Source organism: Pseudomonas nitroreducens, assembly GCF_024170165.1.
Classification (GTDB): domain Bacteria; phylum Pseudomonadota; class Gammaproteobacteria; order Pseudomonadales; family Pseudomonadaceae; genus Pseudomonas; species Pseudomonas nitroreducens_C.
On record NZ_JALJXP010000002.1, the window covers coordinates 20,050 to 38,153 of the forward strand.

Genomic DNA, 18,104 nt, shown 5'->3' on the forward strand with positions numbered 1-18,104 from the left:
GTATACAACCCGTCTTGACCTTCGTCGAATTGCCTGCCTAGAATCGCCTCAACTTTTGTACACAATCAGTATAAGAACCGAGGAACAAAATATGGCCAGAATGAGAGCAATCGAGGCTGCCGTACTCGTCATGCGTCGCGAAGGCGTCGATACCGCCTTCGGCGTACCGGGCGCCGCCATCAACCCCATGTATGCGGCCATGAAGAAACTCGGTGGCATCGATCACGTCCTGGCCCGCCACGTGGAAGGCGCCTCGCACATGGCCGAGGGCTACACCCGCACCAACGCCGGCAACATCGGCGTGTGCATCGGCACCTCCGGCCCAGCCGGTACCGACATGGTCACCGGCCTGTACTCGGCTTCCGCCGACTCCATCCCGATCCTCTGCATCACCGGCCAGGCTCCCCGTGCGCGCATGCACAAGGAAGACTTCCAGGCCGTCGACATCACCAGCATCGTCAAGCCGGTGACCAAGTGGGCGACCACCGTGCTGGAGCCGGGCCAGGTGCCCTACGCCTTCCAGAAGGCCTTCTTCGAAATGCGCAGCGGCCGCCCCGGCCCGGTACTGATCGACCTGCCATTCGACGTGCAGATGGCCGAGATCGAGTTCGACATCGACGCCTACGAGCCGCTGCCGGTGAACAAGCCCAAGGCCACCCGCGCCCAGGCCGAGAAAGCCCTGGCCCTGTTCAATGACGCCGAGCGCCCGCTGATCTGCGCTGGCGGCGGCATCATCAACGCCGACGCTTCCGACAAGCTGGTGGAATTCGCCGAGCTGACCGGCGTACCGGTGGTCCCGACCCTGATGGGCTGGGGCACCATCCCTGACGACCACCCGCTGATGGCCGGCATGTGCGGTCTGCAGACCTCGCACCGCTACGGCAACGCCACCGTCCTCGAATCGGACATGGTGCTGGGCATCGGCAACCGCTGGGCCAACCGCCACACCGGTTCGGTCGACGTCTACACCGCTGGCCGCAAGTTCGTCCACGTGGACATCGAACCGACCCAGATCGGCCGTGTGTTCACCCCGGACCTGGGCATCGTGTCCGACGCCGGCTCCGCCCTCGAGGTGTTCCTCGAAGTTGCCCGCGAGTGGAAAGCCGCCGGCAAGCTGAAGGACCGCAGCGCCTGGGTCGAAGCCTGCCGCGAGCGCAAGCGCACCCTGCAGCGCAAGACCCACTTCGACAACGTGCCGGTCAAGCCGCAGCGCGTCTACGAAGAGATGAACGAGTTCTTCGGCAAGGACACCTGCTACGTCAGCACCATCGGTCTGTCGCAGATCGCCGGCGCGCAGTTCCTGCACGTGTACAAGCCGCGCCACTGGATCAACTGCGGCCAGGCCGGCCCGCTGGGCTGGACCATTCCGGCAGCCCTGGGCGTGGTCAAGGCCGACCCGAGCCGTCAGGTCGTCGCACTGTCGGGCGACTATGACTTCCAGTTCATGATCGAAGAGCTGGCCGCCGGTGCGCAGTTCAACCTGCCGTACATCCACGTGCTGGTGAACAACTCCTACCTGGGCCTGATCCGTCAGGCGCAGCGCGGCTTCGAGATCGACTACTGCGTGCAGCTGGCCTTCGACAACGTCAACGCACCGGAGCTCAACGGCTATGGCGTGGACCACGTCGCGGTGGTGGAAGGTCTGGGTTGCAAGGCGATCCGCGTGTTCGACCCGAACCAGATCGGCGCCGCCTTCGCCCAGGCTCGCGAGCTGATGCAGCAGCACCGTGTGCCGGTGGTGGTCGAAGTCATCCTGGAGCGCGTCACCAACATCTCCATGGGTACCGAGATCAACGCGGTCAACGAGTTCGAAGAGCTGGCGCTCAAGGGCATCGACGCACCGACTGCCATCTCGCTGCTCGACTGATCAGCCGGACCGTACGACTCCTCCCTGCGGGGAGGAGCTGGGGGTGGATATTTCCTGGCGGAGAGTCCCCCACCCCCTGCTCTCTTTCATGAAGAAGCCGAGCACCACGCACCACCCGTTCAACAGGAGTGACCCCATGCCCCGTTTCTGCGCCAACCTGTCCATGCTGTTCACCGAAGTGGACTTCCTCGACCGTTTCGAAGCCGCCGCGCGCGCCGGTTTCAGCGGTGTCGAGTACCTCTTTCCGTATGACGTCGAGGCCGAGGTGATCAAGGCCCGCCTGGACGCCAACAAGCTCGAGCAAGTGCTGTTCAACCTGCCCGCTGGCGACTGGGCCAAGGGCGAGCGCGGCATCGCCTGCCACCCGGATCGCGTCGAGGAATTCCGCGCCGGTGTCGACAAGGCCATCGCCTACGCCAAGGTGCTGGGCAACACCCAGGTCAACTGCCTGGCCGGCATCCGTCCGCAGGGTCATGACTGCGCGACCATCGAGAACACCTTCCTGAACAACCTGGAGTACGCGGCGGGCAAGCTCGAAGCCGCGGGCATCAAGCTGGTCATGGAGATGATCAACACCCTCGACATCCCCGGCTTCTACCTGCAGACCACCCAGCAGGCCCAGGACATCCGCGAGAAGGTCGGCAGCGCCAACCTGTTCCTGCAGTACGACATCTACCACATGCAGATCATGGAAGGTGACCTGGCGCGGACCCTCGAGAAGAACCTCGCCTCGATCAACCACGTGCAGCTGGCCGACAACCCCGGCCGCCACGAACCGGGCACCGGCGAGATCAACTACCGCTTCCTGTTCGACCACCTGGACCGCATCGGCTACCGCGGCTGGGTCGGCTGCGAATACAAGCCCAAGACCACCACCGAAGCCGGCCTCGGCTGGCTCAAAAGCCACAACGTCATCTGATTCGCTGGCCGGCGCTGTGGGTACGCACCGCGCCAGCCAGCCCAACAAGAACAACCAGGAGAATTCCTCATGGCCAAAATCGGATTCATCGGCACCGGCATCATGGGCCTGCCCATGGCGTTGAACCTGCAGAAGGCAGGTCACCAGATCTTCGTTTCCACCCACCACGATGCCGCTCCTGCCGAGCTGGCCAGCGGCGGCGCCGTCGCCCTGGCCAACCCCAAGGAAGTCGCCCAGGAAGCCGAGTTCATCATCGTGATGGTCCCGGATACCCCGCAGGTCGAAGACGTGCTGTTCCGCAAGGACGGCATCGCCGAAGGCGTGGGCCCGAACAAGGTGGTGATCGACATGAGCTCGATCTCCCCCACCGCCACCAAGACCTTCGCCGAGAAGATCAAGGCCACCGGCGCGCAGTACCTGGACGCCCCGGTCTCCGGCGGTGAAGTCGGCGCCAAGGCCGCTTCCCTGAGCATCATGGTCGGCGGCTGCCCGAACACCTTCGAACGCGCCCTGCCGCTGTTCCAGGCCATGGGCAAGAACATCACCCGCGTCGGCGGCAATGGCGATGGCCAGACTGCCAAGGTGGCCAACCAGATCATCGTCGCCCTGAACATCCAGGCCGTCGCCGAAGCCCTGCTGTTCGCTGCGAAGAATGGCGCCGACCCGGCCAAGGTACGTGAAGCCCTGATGGGTGGCTTCGCCTCCTCGCGCATCCTCGAAGTGCACGGCGACCGCATGGTCAAGGGCACCTTCGATCCGGGCTTCCGCATCAGCCTGCACCAGAAGGACCTCAACCTGGCCCTGGCCGGCGCTCGCGAACTGGGCCTGAACCTGCCCAACACCGCCAACGCGCAACAGGTGTTCAGCACCTGCGCGGCCATCGGCGGCAGCAACTGGGACCACTCCGGCCTGATCAAGGGCCTGGAGCACATGGCCAACTTCTCCATCCGCAAGGATTGAGATAGCGCGCCTGTGCCCCGGCGCATAACGCCAGCGGCGTTATCCGCCAAAGAGCAAAGTGACGGGCGAAGTTATGGGAGTGGCCTCGCCCGCCACGCTGCAAAGCGACTCGAACACCCGGCCGTAGGGAATACGGCCTCGCCGGCCGGGATGTTCGATTCCATCGCTGAGTCTTCTCGAGAGAGAAGCCTGAGCCATGGAACACCACAACAAGAATCATCGGAGCCTGTCATGAGCCTCGACCCACGCGCCTTCCTGCGCGAGCTGTTCGACACCGCCATTGCCGCCGCGCATCCGGCCCAGGTACTGGCGCAGCACCTGCCCACCGACAAGGGCGGCCGCACCATCGTCATCGGCGCCGGCAAGGCCGCCGGGGCCATGGCCGAAGTCGCCGAGAAGCACTGGAATGGCGACGTCCAGGGTCTGGTGGTCGCGCCTTACGGCTACGGCGCGCAGTGCCGCAGCATCGAAGTGGTGGAAGCCTCGCACCCGGTGCCGGACGACGCCGGCGAACGCGTTGCCCGTCGCGTGCTGGAACTGATCAGCGGCCTGTCCGAGGACGACCGGGTGATCTTCCTGCTCTCCGGCGGCGGCTCCGCCCTGCTCGCCCTGCCGGCCGAAGGCATCAGCCTCGACGACAAGCGCAACGTGAACAAGGCGCTGCTGAAATCCGGCGCCGCCATCGGCGAAATGAACTGCGTGCGCAAGCATCTCTCGGCCATCAAGGGCGGCCGCCTGGCCCGCGCCTGCTGGCCGGCCAGCGTCTACACCTACGCGATTTCCGACGTGCCCGGCGACGAGGCCACGGTGATCGCCTCCGGCCCGACCGTGGGCGACCCGACCACTTCCGCCGACGCCCTGGCGATCCTCAAGCGCTACGCCATCGACATCCCGGCGAACGTGCGCGCCTGGCTGGAGGACCCGCGTTCGGAGACCGTCAAACCCGGTGACGAATGCCTGTCGCGCAGCCACTTCAAACTGATCGCCACGCCGCAGCATGCCATCGACGCGGTAGCGGCCAAGGCCGAAGCCGCGGGCATCCCGACGCTGATCCTGGGCGACCTGGAGGGCGAATCCCGCGAAGTGGCCAAGGTCCACGCCGGCATCGCCCGGCAGATCCGCAAGCATGGCCAGCCGCTGAAGGCGCCGTGCCTGATCCTCTCCGGTGGCGAGACCACCGTGACCGTGCGCGGCAACGGCCGTGGCGGACGCAATGCAGAGTTTCTCCTCAGCCTCACCGCCGACCTCAAAGGTGAACCGAACATCTGGGCCCTGGCGGGGGACACCGACGGCATCGACGGCATGGAAAGCAACGCCGGTGCCCTGATGAGCCCGTGCAGCTACAGCCGCGCCCTCAAGGCCGGCCTGAATCCGCTGCACGAGCTCGACAACAACAACGGCTACGGCTTCTTCGCCGAACTGGGCGACCTGGTGATTACCAAGCCGACCCGCACCAACGTCAACGACTTCCGCGCCATTCTGGTCCTCGAGAACGACAAATGACCCCTGACAAGAAAGTAAAAATTCTCGCCACCCTGGGCCCGGCGATCAAAAGCCGCGACGACATCCGCGCCCTGGTGGAAGCCGGCGCCAACCTGTTCCGCCTGAACTTCAGCCACGGCGAATACGACGACCATGCCCAGCGTTTCGCCTGGGTGCGCGAAGTGGAAGCCGAGCTGAACTACCCCATCGGCGTCCTCATGGACCTGCAGGGGCCGAAGCTGCGCGTGGGTCGTTTTGCCGACGGCGCGGTGCAACTGCAGAAGGGCCAGACCTTCACCCTCGACCTGAACGATGCGCCGGGCGACGACAAGCGCGTCACCCTGCCCCACCCGGAAATCATCCAGGCGCTGGAGCCGGGCATGAGCCTGCTGCTGGACGACGGCAAGATTCGCCTGCAGGTGCTCAACGCCCACAGCGATGCCATCGAGACCCGCGTGATGAACAGCGGCGAACTGTCCGACCGCAAGGGCGTCAACGTCCCCGAAGCGGTGCTCAAGCTCAGCCCGCTGACCGCCAAGGACCGCCGTGACCTGAGCTTCGGCCTGGAGCTGGGCGTGGACTGGGTAGCCCTGTCCTTCGTGCAGCGCCCCGAAGACATCGAGGAAGCCCGCGAGCTGATCGGCGACAAGGCCTTCCTCATGGCCAAGATCGAGAAGCCTTCGGCGGTGCAGTCCATTGAAGCCATCGCCAAGCTGTCCGACGCGATCATGGTCGCCCGTGGTGACCTCGGCGTGGAGATGCCGGCCGAGAGCGTGCCGGGCATCCAGAAGCGCATCATCCAGGTCTGCCGCCAACTCGGCCGCCCGGTGGTGGTGGCGACGCAGATGCTCGAATCCATGCGCTTCTCCCCGGCGCCGACCCGCGCCGAGGTGACCGACGTCGCCAACGCCGTCAGCGAAGGCGCCGACTGCGTGATGCTCAGCGCCGAGAGCGCCTCGGGCCAGTACCCCCGTGAAGCGGTGGAGATGATGGCGAAGATCATTCGTCAGGTCGAAGCCGAGCCGGACTACCAGGCCACGCTGGAAATCAACCGCCCGGAACCGGATGCCACCGTCTCCGACGCCATCAGCTGCGCGATCCGCCGGATCAGCCGGATCCTGCCGGTGGCGGTGCTGGTGAACTACACCGAGTCCGGCGCCTCGACCCTGCGCGCCTCCCGCGAGCGGCCCAAGGCACCGATCCTGAGCCTGACCCCGCAACTCAAATCCGCCCGCCGCCTGACCGTGGCCTGGGGCGTCCATTCGGTGGTCAACGCGCAGCTCGCCCACGTCGACGAGATCTGCTCCACCGCCCTGGACATCGCCCTGGCCCAGCGCATGGCGCGCCGTGGCGACACCGTGGTGATCACCGCCGGCGTGCCGTTCGGCCAGCCGGGCAGCACCAACATGCTGCGCATCGAGACGGTGGCGCCGGCGTTGGAAGTTTGATGCAAGCCTGAGAGCCCCTCTCCCCAACCCTCTCCCTGAAGGGAGAGGGAGCTTGAACGGCAGCAGGCGAACGCCGGAGTTACCGGCAATACCGAACTGTCCCCTCTCTCTTCAGGAAGAGGGCTAGGGAGAGGGAAGCGATAGAGGCAACACCAAGTTCAGGAGCCACGCCCATGCGCGTGCCTCCGCACCGAGTCACTCCCGGACGGACGGGGCCGGGAATACGGGGCCGCGTCCCCGTCCGTCCGGGATTGACCTTATCTGTGTACCGAATGCTTGTCGGTCCATGGCCCCCACGCAGCAACTCCCAATGCTGGCCATGGAACTTTGAGGTTGTTGGCGGTGATCCCGCCGACAACCTCTTTTCTTTTTCCAGACCCGTGGCGCGGCCCCGTATGCCGGCGTCACAAGAGTCTCACGCAGCGCCCGCCGATGGGGCCTCGATGCCCCACACCCCACGAGGCGCTGCGGAGTCACTTTCAACTGCCCAGAAAACCCATGCACCTGAACCAGCTCATCCCCAACCGGCTGATCGGCTTCGGCCAGATCTACCTGCAGGCCGACGCCCGCTTCGGCCTGATCCTGCTGCTGACCATCGCCTGGTCCGCGCCGCACCTGCTGCCCGGCGCCCTCCTAGGCGCGTTGCTCGGCCCGCTCACCGCGCGCTTCGTGCGCGAGCCGCAGACGGACATCGACGCCGGCCTGCACGACTACAACCCGATCCTCATCGGCCTGTTGCTGCCCTTCCAGTTCCAGTGGTCGCTGGGGCTGGTGATGCTGACCGTTGCCGCCATCCTCACCAGCGTCGCCGTGCAGGCGGTCCTGCTGCGTCAGTCGCGTCGGCGCTTCGGCTTGCCGGCCTATACCTCGGCGTTCGTGCTGCTGGGTTGGGTTTCGGTGGCGCTAGGCACGGCTCTGGGCTTTGCGCCGGCAGGCGGTAGCGCCTGCCTGTCCTGCGGCGTGGCCAATCCGCTGCTGGATTCCACCGCACAGGGCTTTGGCGAAGTGATCTTCCTCGGCGAGCCGCTCGCCGGCCTGACCATCGCCCTCGGCCTGCTGCTGGTCGAGCGCCGCGCCGCCTTCTGGGCGCTGGCTGGCGCTGCAGGCGCACTGGCCCTGGCGCCGTTGTTCGACCTGCCGACCGCCTCGGCCGAGGCCGGGCTGCTCGGCCTGAACGGCGCGCTGGCCGGCATCGCCCTGTCGCTGCGCTTCCGTAACCCGCTGGCGCCGCTGTGCGGCATCGTCCTGGCGGTGCTGCTGCAACCCTGCTTTGCCCTCATCGGCCTGCCCGCCTTCACCGCGCCCTTCATCCTCGCGTGCTGGCTGGTGATCCTTGGCCAGCGCGCGCTGGAAGCGCTGCTGCACGATCCACGAAGGGAAAACAGCGGCCCGCGTGTATAGTCGAGGGCCTTCTTCCGGCGACGGATCGCAGCGATGAACTTCGTGAAATACCAGGCCCTGGGCAACGACTACCTGGTCTATGCCGGCGACGCGCCGTTCGCCCTGACGGCGGCGCAGATCGGGCGCGTCTGCGACCGCCACCACGGCATCGGCTCCGACGGCATCCTGCTGGCGAACCACAGCGATGCCGCCTTCGGCCTGCGCATCCTCAACCCCGACGGCTCCGAGGCGGAGAAAAGCGGCAACGGCCTGCGCATCTTCTCCCGCTATCTGTGGGATGGCGGGCTGGTCGCCGGGCAGCCGTTCGATATCGTCACTGCCGGCGGCACCGTCACCAGCCAGGTTTCAGACGAGGGCCGCACCGTCGAGGTGTCCATGGGCCGCGCCGAGTTCGCCTGCACGAAGATTCCGGTGCTGATCGAGGCTCCCGAGGCCTTGCAGTACCCGCTGGAGATCGACGGCGTGACGCTGCAGATCAACGCCGTCTCCATGGGCAACCCGCACTGCGTGGTGTTCGTCGATGAGACCAGCCCGGAGCTGGCCCGCCGCCTCGGCCCGCTGCTGGAAAACCATCCGCTATTCCCCCGCCGGACCAACGTGCAGTTCGTCCAGTGGCTGTCCCGCGATGCCCTGCGCGTGGAAATCTGGGAGCGCGGTGCCGGCTACACGCTGTCCTCGGGCACCAGCAGCTGCGCCGCCGCCTCGGTGGCGCGCAAGCTCGGCCTGTGCGACGAGCACATCGACCTGCATCTGGCCGGCGGCCAGCTGAAAATCCGCGTCGCGGACGACTTCCAGGTGACCATGCGCGGCGCCGTGCAACGGGTCGCCGGCATCGACCTGGACCCGGAAGCCTTCGCCGACCTCGGCTGAGCCCTGCCTATTCCCCGCGCGACTGGCATGGATCAATGCCGGCCCGCGCGCGGCCATCCAGACTGCGGCTTGGCACCGACTGAAACGCACGCATCCCCCTTCAATCGACGGGTAACCGCGCATTTGCCGGACACAGACGGCATAATCCGCGCCCTTTCGTATCCGTCCCGGCGGTGCGATCCCACTCAAAGCAGCGAATGATGTCATGACTCTTCCAGCTCCCACCTTCCTGCAGCGACTCAAGCGCACCAGCCTGGTCATGCGGATCTTCATCGGCATGCTCTGCGGCATCGCCCTTGCCCTGGTCTGGCCCGAAGCGGCGCGAGCCGTCGGCCTGCTCGGCAACCTGTTCATTTCCGCCCTGAAGGCTGTCGCACCGGTGCTGGTGCTGGTGCTGGTGATGTCGTCCATCGCCAACCACAAGCAGGGCCAGCGCACGCACATCCGGCCGATTCTGGTGCTGTACCTGCTGGGCACCTTCGCCGCCGCCCTGGTCGCGGTCGCGGCCAGCTTCGCCTTCCCCTCGACCCTGGTGCTCAAGGCTGCCGCCGCGGCGGAATCCGCGCCCCCCGGTGGCATCGGCGAAGTCCTCAACACTCTGCTCTTCAGTATTGCCAGCAACCCGCTGAAAGCCCTGCTGGAGGCCAACTTCATCGGCATCCTCGGCTGGGCCGTGGGCCTGGGCATTGCCCTGCGCTATGCCCGCCAGACCACCCGTGACCTGGTCGAAGACCTGGCCAACGGCGTGACGCTGATCGTCCGCGTGGTGATCGCCTTCGCCCCGCTGGGCATCTTCGGCCTGGTGGCCAGCACCCTGGCCGAGTCCGGCTTCGACGCCCTGCTGGGCTACCTGCGCCTGCTCAGCGTCCTGCTGGGCTGCATGCTGTTCGTGGCGCTGGTGGTCAACCCGCTGATCGTGTTCATCAAGCTGCGTCGCAACCCGTATCCGCTGGTGCTCACCTGCCTGCGCGAAAGCGGCGTCACCGCCTTCTTCACCCGCAGCTCGGCAGCCAACATCCCGGTCAACCTGCAGCTGTGCCAGCGCCTGGGCCTGCACGAGGACACCTACTCGGTATCGATCCCGCTGGGCGCCACCATCAACATGGCCGGTGCGGCGATCACCATCAGCGTACTCAGCCTGGCCGCGGCGAACACCCTGGGGATCGCCGTGGACCTGCCCAGCGCCCTGCTGCTCTGCGTCGTCGCCTCGCTCTGCGCCTGCGGTGCCTCGGGGGTTGCCGGTGGCTCGCTGCTGCTGATCCCGCTGGCGTGCGGCCTGTTCGGCATCTCCAGCGAGATTGCCATGCAGGTAGTGGCGGTCGGCTTCGTCATCAGCATCCTCCAGGATTCGGCCGAGACCGCACTGAACTCCTCCACCGACGTGTTGTTCACCGCCACGGCGTGCATCGCCGAGGGCGACGTCGACGAGCAACCGGCGACAGAACGCGCCTGACGGCTCCTCCGGCGCCGGGGTGGCTGCGGCCGCCCCGGCGCATCTCGGCTAAGGTGTGTGAATCTGTCACCTGGATTCCCCCATGGCCGCATCCCCCACCTGGCGCCAGCGCCTCTACATCATCATCTTCCAGTCCGACACCCCGGCCGGACGGCGCTTCGACAGCGCCCTGCTGATCGTCATCCTCGCCAGCCTGCTGGTGGTCTTCCTCGACAGCGTGGCGCGCATCCACCAGCAGTTCGGCGCAGTGTTCAGCGTGCTCGAATGGATCATGAGCGGCCTGTTCCTGATCGAGTACCTGCTGCGCCTGTACTGTTCGCCCAAGCCGCTGCGCTATGCCCTGAGCTTCTACGGACTGGTCGATCTGGCGGCGGTGCTGCCCGGCGTCATTGCGCTGTTCTACCCCGAAGCCCAGTACCTGCTGGTGATCCGCGTGGTGCGTCTGCTCCGGGTGTTCCGCATCCTCAAGCTGCGCCAGCACCTGCGCCAGGCCGACTTCCTGCTCACCGCATTGCGTGGCAGCCGGCAGAAGATCACCGTGTTCTTCGTCTCGGTGATGAGCCTGGTGACGGTGTTCGGCTCCCTGATGTACGTCGTGGAAGGGCCCGAGCACGGCTTCACCAGCATCCCGCGGGGCATCTACTGGGCCATCGTCACCCTCACCACCGTCGGCTTCGGCGACATCACCCCGAAAACCGGCCTGGGCCAGGCCATTGCCAGCCTGGTGATGCTCACCGGCTACTCGATCATCGCCGTGCCCACCGGCATCTTCAGCGCCGAGCTGCACAATGCCATGCGCCCAGCCGGGCAACTGGCCAAGCCCTGCCCGGCCTGCGCCAAGGCCAGCCACGAGGCCGAGGCAGCGTTCTGCTCGCGCTGCGGCAACCCGCTGTTCCCACGAGCGGATGACGCCGCCCGACGCTGACCTCCAATCACCATTCGTCACTCAGTGCAGCACGACCTCACCCGCACTCAACCCGTTTCCAACTTCCCCTTCGTCACACGCTCCATGGACGGACGCCGTGGTGGCGTTCCGCAGTGCCGGCCGCCTTCCAGGCCGCGAGGTGAGCACATGCCCTTTCGATTCCACCCACTGATCCTCGCCATGGCCGGCGCGCTGGCCAGCACCTCGCTGTTGGCCGCGCCACAGGTGGCGGACAGCCGCATCAGCGCGGTCACCGTCTACACCGACCGCGCCATCGTCACCCGCACCGCCACCCTGCAGCTGCCCGCCGGCCAGCACGAGATCGCCCTGGAGCAGTTGCCCCTGCGCATCGACGACAACAGCCTGCAGGCCTCGCTCAGCGCCAGCGCCGCCGCCACGCTGCTCGATGTCAGCAGCGCGCCGCAGGTGTCGCCGCCCTCCGGGGACAACCGCCTGCAACAGCTCGACTCGCAGCTACGCGACATCGAGCGGCAGGAGCGCGAGATCAGCGACCGAGGCAGCGTGCTGGAGAACCAGAAGCAGTTCCTCGCCGACATCCAGGCCAGCAGCACCAAGCCCGGCAAGAACCAGGCACTGCCGAGCATCGACGAACTGAAGAACCTGCTGCAGATGAGCGAGGGCAACCTCGGCCGCATCCTCGACGAGCAGCGCAAGCTCGACCAGCAGGGCGAGGAACTGCAGCAGCGCAAGCAGGAGCTGGAGAACCAGCGCAGCCACCTGGCCGGGGACGGCACCCACTACAAGCGTGCGATCCTCCGTGTGGCGCTGGAGAAGCCCGCGCAGGTCCAACTGCAACTCAGCTACACGCTCTACGACGCCTCCTGGCGCCCAGCCTACGACGCCCGCCTGCGCGACGGCGAAGAACAGATCGAGATGACCTACCAGGGCATTGTCCGGCAGAGCAGCGGCGAAGACTGGACCGACGTCGACCTGACCTTGTCCACCGCCCGCCCCAACCTGGGCAGCAACGTGCCGGCGCTGTCGCCGTGGTTCGTCGACACCTTCGACCCGCGCACGGTGATGGCCGCCCGCCCCGCACCGGCGCCAGCCGCGCCGATGATGGCGCTGGAGGCGAAGAAGGCCCAGCGCTTCGTCGCCGACGAGATGGCCGTGGCCGGTTCGCTGGCTGACATGCCGGTGGCCGTCGCCGAAGTCAGCGGCGCCACCACCAGCGCCTCCTTCCACATTCCGACCCGTGCCACGCTGAACAGCGACGGCAGCTCGCAGAAGGTCGCCATCGCCCAGTTCAAACTGCCGGCAACCTTGCGCTACCTGGCCACGCCGTCGCTGCGCGAAGCCGCCTATTTGCAGGCCGATACCCGCAACGCCAGCGACTATCCGCTGCTGCCCGGCACGCTCAACACCTACCTGGGCAACACCTTCGTCGCCAGCGGCCAACTGCGCGCGGTGATGCCGGGCGAGACCTTCGAGCTGGCCCTGGGCGGCGACGAAGCGATGTCGATCAAGCGCAAGCTGGTCAATCGCTACACCGACTACACGGGCCTCACCGGCGGCCGCAAGCGCATCACCTACGAGTTCCGCATCGACGCGCAGAACAACCACAAGACCGAACAGCGCCTGCAGTTCAAGGACCAGCTGCCGGTCTCGCGCAACGAGCAGATCAAGGTCACCCTGCTGGAGCCCGACAGCCAGGCGGCCGCCCGCGAGGACGACGGCAAGCTGCTGTGGGACTGGCAGCTGAAACCGGGCGAGAAACGCAGCACCACCTTCAAGTTCAGCGTCGAGTATCCCAAGGAGCTGGAAGTCAGCGGGCTGGAGTGACGCAGCAAGGGGCAGTCATCGCCCGGCAGGCCTGCCAGGCTGCCGGGCAACCTTCCCCTTCGTTGGGTGCGGAACATGGGGAACCTCGATCCGTGCTCCCCGCATAAGCAAATAGCCTTTAAGTATTTAAGTGCCATATAACCTGCCGGCATAATCGACACCCAACAAAACTGCCAAAAGGAACTGCTCGTGAAACGTCTGTTCAGCGCCTCGCTGCTGGCCGCCGGCCTTGCCCTGGCCTCCGCCGCCCAGGCCGCCCAGCCCCTGCTCAACGTCTCCTACGATGTGATGCGCGACTTCTACAAGGATTACAACGCCGCCTTCCAGAAACACTGGCAGGCCGAGAAAGGCGAGAAGATCACCATCCAGATGTCCCACGGCGGTTCCAGCAAACAGGCCCGTGCGGTGATCGACGGCCTGCCGGCCGACGTCATCACCATGAACCAGGCGACCGACATCGACGCCCTGGCCGACAACGGCGGCCTGGTGCCCAAGGACTGGGCGACCCGTCTGCCCAACGACAGCGCGCCCTTCACCTCGGCCACCGTGTTCATCGTGCGCAAGGGCAACCCCAAGGGCCTGAAGGACTGGGACGACCTGGTGAAGCCGGGCGTGCAGGTGGTGGTGCCGAACCCGAAGACCTCGGGCAACGGCCGCTACACCTACCTCTCCGCCTGGGGCTACGCGCAGAAGCATGGCGCCGACGAAGCCAAGGCCAAGGAATTCGTCGCCCAGCTGTTCAAGAACGTCCCGGTGCTGGATACCGGCGGCCGCGCGGCGACCACCACCTTCATGCAGAACCAGATTGGCGACGTGCTGGTGACCTTCGAGAACGAAGCCGAGATGATCGCCCGCGAATTCGGCCGTGGCGGCTTCGAAGTGGTCTACCCGACCGTCTCCGCCGAAGCCGAGCCGCCAGTGACCGTGGTCGACAAGGTGGTCGACAAGAAAGGTACCCGCGCCGAAGCCGAGGCCTACCTGAAGTACCTGTGGTCCGAGGAAGGCCAGACCATCGCGGCGAACAACTACCTGCGCCCGCGCAACCCGGAAGTGCTGGCCAAGTTCTCCGACCGCTTCCCCAAGGTGGACTTCTTCTCCGTGGTGAAGACCTTCGGCGACTGGCGCACCGTGCAGAAGACCCACTTCGCCGACGGTGGCGTGTTCGACCAGATCTACACCCCGAACTGATTCGCCGGGACGGGAAAGACGAAAGCCGGAGCTGCAGGGCAGCTCCGGCTTTTTTCATGGCACGGCATCCCCGCCCCTACAGGGATACTCCGCCGCCAACTGTTTTTCGTAAGAGCGAGCTGGCTCGCGAACCCGCCCAGCTCTGGAGCCGCCGGAAAATCCGTTCGCGAGCAAGCTCGCTCCTACACATCCTGCAAATGCGTTACATCACCCCATCCAGCCGACCTCGCGCAACGCTGCGAGAAGGCGCTCCCCAGTCAAGGCAGGCACCAGCACGCCGTCATCGGTACGCATGTCCTTGCCGGCCAGCAGCACGTTGACGATGGCTTCCTCCACCGCCTCGGCGGCGGCGGCGAACAGCGGCGAGATATGGTCGTTGTTGACCATCTCCAGCGCCGTGGCGAAGGGCAGGTCCTTGCGCCCGTAGTCCGCTGACGGCAGGTCGCGGTTGCCGGTGGCGAAGGCGAGGAAGATGTCGCCGCTGGAGTCGTCGGTGCCGCCCCCCGTGCGGGCGATCCCCAGCGAGGCGCGCTGCGCCAGGCGCTGGCACTGGTGTGGCAGCAACGGCGCGTCGGTGGCGAGGATCACCACGATGGAGCCCATGCCCGGCGTGCCCTGTTCGGCAAAGGGCGACGGCAGATCACCGAGGTGACGACCAACCGGATAGCCATCCACCCGCAGCTCGCGACGCTGGCCATGGTTGGCCTGCACCAGCGCACCCACGGTCCAGCCGCCCTGCTCCACCGGCAGCCTGCGCGAGGAGGTGCCGATGCCGCCCTTGAACTCGTGGCAGATCATCCCCGTGCCGCCACCCACCGGGCCTTCCCGCACCGGGCCGGACTCCGCGGCGGACAGCGCTTCGCGCACCTGTTCGGCGCCGACGTGCTGGCCCCAGATGTCGTTGAGCAACCCGTCGTAGGTTTCCATTACCACCGGCATGCACCAGTAGACGGACGGGTCCGCCAGCTCGGCATGCTCGGCGGCGATCAGCGCATCGCGCACCGTGCCCACGCTGTGGGTATTGGTGATGGCGATAGGCGTGGTCAGCAGGCCCGCCTCGCGAATCCATTCCAGTCCCGTGGCGTCGCCGTTGCCATTGAGCACGTGGCAGCCGGCGAAACAGGGTTGCCGGCGCGCCGCATCATCACGGGGTTGCACTACCGTGACGCCGGTACGCACGGCCTTGCCGTTGCGCTCGCCGATCAGGGTGCTGTGGCCGACGCGGATGCCGGGAACATCGGTGATGGCGTTGAACTCGCCGGGTGTGCCCAGGCCGAGGGTGATGCCGAGTTGACGAGCGCGCATGCTGTCTCCTTCGAGGGTTTCAGAGCTTCTGGAAGGCCGGGCTGAGCTTGCCGTAGGTGCTGTAGAGAATCACCGACACGGCCAGTATCCCGACAATGATCATGACGTCCCGCGAGGAGGCGTCCAGTAGCAGGTTGAGCAGCAGGTAACCGGCGCCGACCACCGCCAGCATCGCCGGCAACGGCCACAGCGGCATGCGGTAGGGGTGCTCGCGGTCGCGGCGCAGCACGCGGCTGAACAGCGCGCAGAGCGCCACCACCAGGTAGACCATCACCAGCAGCAGCACGGTGAAGGAGGTCAGCTCCTCCAGGTTCGAGCTGAAGCTCAGCGCTGCCGAGGGCACGCCGAGGAACAGCGTGGCGATCCACGGCGACTCCCAGCGCGGGTGGATGCGGGTGAAGGCGCGGTTCATCAGCGGCGTCCACAGCTCGTCGCGACCGCTGCTGAAGATCACCCGGCCGACCTGAATGACGATGGCGACGATGGCGTTGAACACCGAGAGGAAGATGCCGGCGCTGACCAGCCGCGACAGCGTTGCGTTGCCGTGCGCGGTGAGCAGGTAGCCGACCGGATCGGGGCTGGCGATCATCTCCTTCAGCGACGGCGCGCCCAGCAGCAGGGCGGTCAGCGGGACGATCTCGATCACCACCACCAGCACCAGCGACCAGATCACCGCACGGTGCACGTTGCGCCCGCCGCACTTCATGTCCTCGGCCAGCAGCACCGCGCCGCCGAAGCCGTTGTAGGAAAACAGTGCGGTGCCCACGGCGCCGATCACCAGGGCCCAGGGCGCGGCAGCCAGTATCCCGCCGTCGATATGCTGCGGTTGCACCAGCACGCTCACCGGCTGGCTGACGTGGCCGAAGCCAAGGACGACTATCACCAGCAGCGCCGCCACTTCACAGAGCAGGAACACCCCGGTGATCCAGGCGTTCACGCGGATGTTGAGGATGCCCAGTACGTAGCTGGCGGCGACTATCACCAGGGCAACGGTCTGGGTGTCGAAGTTCGTCCCCAGCGCATTGTTGAGGTAGGTCGCCGCGCCGGTCGCCAGTACCGGCGGGATGAACAGCAACGAGACCAGCACAGTGAGGAAGGTCGCGTACCCGGCGAGGCCGCCGAACACGCGCTTGGCATAGACGTACTCGCCACCGGCGGAACTGTGGGCACGGCCGAGTTCGGCGTAGCACCAGGCGAACATCAGCGCCAGGAAGCCGGCAAAGACGAAGGCCAGGAAGGCGCCGCTGCCGGCCTGCTGGATGGCGAAGGGAGCGATGACGAAAACGGAGCTGGCGGGAGTGACCGCCGAGACGGTGATGGCGACTACGTCGAGCACGCCCAGGCTGGGCTTGAGCGCGCTCGCTGGCGCAGGGGAAGCGCTCATATCGTTGTTTCCTCGTGTTGTTATTGGTGGCTGAGGCAGGAACGAAAACCTTGTTGCGCCCTCTTGCCCGGGGCGTCAGGTGGCGCTGAGTCTGTGCGTGGCACGTGGAGCGGCCAATCACCATTTGGGGTTACGCCCCCTTGACGGCCGGCAGGTAAAAGGAGGAAACCGTGGGCCGAACCCACGCCGTCCCGTTCGGAGAAAAACCGCCGATGCACACCCTGTTCCGCGAGGTCGGCATGCACGCCAACCTCGGCCGCGCCATCGAGCAGATCGGCCAGCCGCGCTTCTGGAAGCAACTGGTCCTGCTGCTGCACCAGTGGCTGCCGTTCGACAACGCCCTGGCGATGCTCTACCCGGCCAGCGGCACCCCGGTGGCGCTCGAGGAATACGATGCCGAGCCCACCGCCGGCCCGGCGGCCATGGCCATCTACCTCGATGGCCTGTACCAGCTCGACCCGTTCTACCAGGCCTGCCGCGAGGGCGTGCCCAGCGGGCTGTATCGACTGGAGGAGATATCTCCCGACCAGTTCCGCCAGAGCGAGTACTTCCTCAGCTATTTCCACGACAACGTGCTGGAGGACGAGGTGCAGTTCATCCTCCAGTTGCCCGGCCAGGGCGCGCTGTCGTTGTCACTGGGGATGCGCAAGCTGTTCGATGGCGAGCAGACCGGCCTGCTGGCGATGCTCTGCCCCTGGGTGCTGGCGCTGATGCAGCAGCACTGGCAGCAACGCAGCCAGCGCCTGCTGCCTGGTGCCAGCGACGGCGTGGCGGTGCAGGTGCGCGATGCCCTGAGCCACTTCGGCGCCGGCGTGCTGTCCGAGCGCGAGCTGGAGATTGCCCGGCTGATCCTGCGGGGTTACTCCTCCAAGGCCATGGCCGAGCGCCTGGCGATCTCGCCGGAGACCATCAAGGTCCACCGCCGCCACCTGTACAACAAGCTCGACATCTCCTCGCAGCCGGAGCTGTTCTCGCTGTTCCTGCAGTCGCTGGGCCACGACCCGCAGAATCCCTGAGCTGACCATCGGCGCGGCTGATGCCGCGCCATTCGCGCGCGCCGGGACACCCCGCTGGCGCTGCACGGACACTACCGCGTCCC

General features: G+C 66.5%; 14 protein-coding genes. 12 read left to right on the forward strand and 2 right to left on the reverse strand.

Features of this window, described 5'->3' with window-relative positions:
- Positions 1-91: 91 nt before the first annotated feature.
- The 11 genes from gcl (at position 92) to J2T47_RS04490 (ending at position 14,316) form a co-directional block, all read left to right on the forward strand.
- On the forward strand, positions 92-1,867 hold the full coding sequence (gcl, locus tag J2T47_RS04440) for a glyoxylate carboligase (protein ID WP_253442796.1): 1,776 nt from the start codon (positions 92-94) through the stop codon (positions 1,865-1,867).
- Positions 1,868-2,003: 136 nt separating this feature from the next.
- Positions 2,004-2,786 carry a hydroxypyruvate isomerase gene (gene hyi, locus J2T47_RS04445; protein WP_253442799.1) on the forward strand — a complete coding sequence of 261 codons (783 nt, stop codon included), beginning with the start codon at positions 2,004-2,006 and terminating at the stop codon, positions 2,784-2,786.
- Positions 2,787-2,855: 69 nt separating this feature from the next.
- Positions 2,856-3,746 (forward strand): 2-hydroxy-3-oxopropionate reductase, encoded by an 891-nt coding sequence (locus J2T47_RS04450; protein ID WP_045217803.1) that lies wholly within the window; start codon positions 2,856-2,858, stop codon positions 3,744-3,746.
- A gap of 231 nt (positions 3,747-3,977) precedes the next feature.
- Positions 3,978-5,249: a glycerate kinase type-2 family protein gene (locus J2T47_RS04455; protein ID WP_253442801.1), complete on the forward strand. Its 1,272-nt coding sequence runs from the start codon at positions 3,978-3,980 to the stop codon at positions 5,247-5,249.
- Positions 5,246-6,676: a pyruvate kinase gene (gene pyk, locus J2T47_RS04460; RefSeq protein WP_253442803.1), complete on the forward strand. Its 1,431-nt coding sequence runs from the start codon at positions 5,246-5,248 to the stop codon at positions 6,674-6,676. The genes J2T47_RS04455 and pyk overlap by 4 nt, the downstream gene beginning before the upstream one ends.
- 498 nt (positions 6,677-7,174) lie before the next feature.
- Positions 7,175-8,077: an urea transporter gene (locus J2T47_RS04465; RefSeq protein WP_253442805.1), complete on the forward strand. Its 903-nt coding sequence runs from the start codon at positions 7,175-7,177 to the stop codon at positions 8,075-8,077.
- Positions 8,078-8,110: 33 nt separating this feature from the next.
- Positions 8,111-8,947, forward strand: coding sequence for a diaminopimelate epimerase (gene dapF / locus J2T47_RS04470; RefSeq protein ID WP_253442812.1), 837 nt, complete (start codon positions 8,111-8,113; stop codon positions 8,945-8,947).
- Between the two features lie 205 nt (positions 8,948-9,152).
- Complete coding sequence (sstT, locus tag J2T47_RS04475; RefSeq protein WP_253442813.1) at positions 9,153-10,400, forward strand: serine/threonine transporter SstT; 1,248 nt, start codon at positions 9,153-9,155, stop codon at positions 10,398-10,400.
- Between the two features lie 82 nt (positions 10,401-10,482).
- Positions 10,483-11,325: an ion transporter gene (locus J2T47_RS04480; RefSeq protein WP_253442816.1), complete on the forward strand. Its 843-nt coding sequence runs from the start codon at positions 10,483-10,485 to the stop codon at positions 11,323-11,325.
- A 147-nt stretch (positions 11,326-11,472) separates the two neighbouring features.
- Complete coding sequence (locus tag J2T47_RS04485; protein ID WP_253442820.1) at positions 11,473-13,128, forward strand: mucoidy inhibitor MuiA family protein; 1,656 nt, start codon at positions 11,473-11,475, stop codon at positions 13,126-13,128.
- Between the two features lie 189 nt (positions 13,129-13,317).
- Positions 13,318-14,316: a sulfate ABC transporter substrate-binding protein gene (locus J2T47_RS04490; protein ID WP_253442823.1), complete on the forward strand. Its 999-nt coding sequence runs from the start codon at positions 13,318-13,320 to the stop codon at positions 14,314-14,316.
- Between the two features lie 207 nt (positions 14,317-14,523).
- On the opposite strand, the gene J2T47_RS04495 is transcribed toward J2T47_RS04490, so the two are convergent.
- Together J2T47_RS04495 and J2T47_RS04500 are read right to left on the reverse strand one after the other, a co-directional pair.
- Positions 14,524-15,621, reverse strand: a complete 1,098-nt coding sequence (locus J2T47_RS04495) for a DmpA family aminopeptidase (RefSeq protein WP_253442826.1) — start codon at positions 15,619-15,621, stop codon at positions 14,524-14,526.
- A gap of 19 nt (positions 15,622-15,640) precedes the next feature.
- Positions 15,641-17,005, reverse strand: coding sequence for an APC family permease (locus tag J2T47_RS04500; RefSeq protein ID WP_253442829.1), 1,365 nt, complete (start codon positions 17,003-17,005; stop codon positions 15,641-15,643).
- A 212-nt stretch (positions 17,006-17,217) separates the two neighbouring features.
- Between J2T47_RS04500 and J2T47_RS04505 the strand changes: the two genes are divergently transcribed.
- Positions 17,218-18,021, forward strand: coding sequence for a helix-turn-helix transcriptional regulator (locus J2T47_RS04505; RefSeq protein ID WP_253443772.1), 804 nt, complete (start codon positions 17,218-17,220; stop codon positions 18,019-18,021).
- The last annotated feature ends 83 nt before the right edge of the window (positions 18,022-18,104 follow it).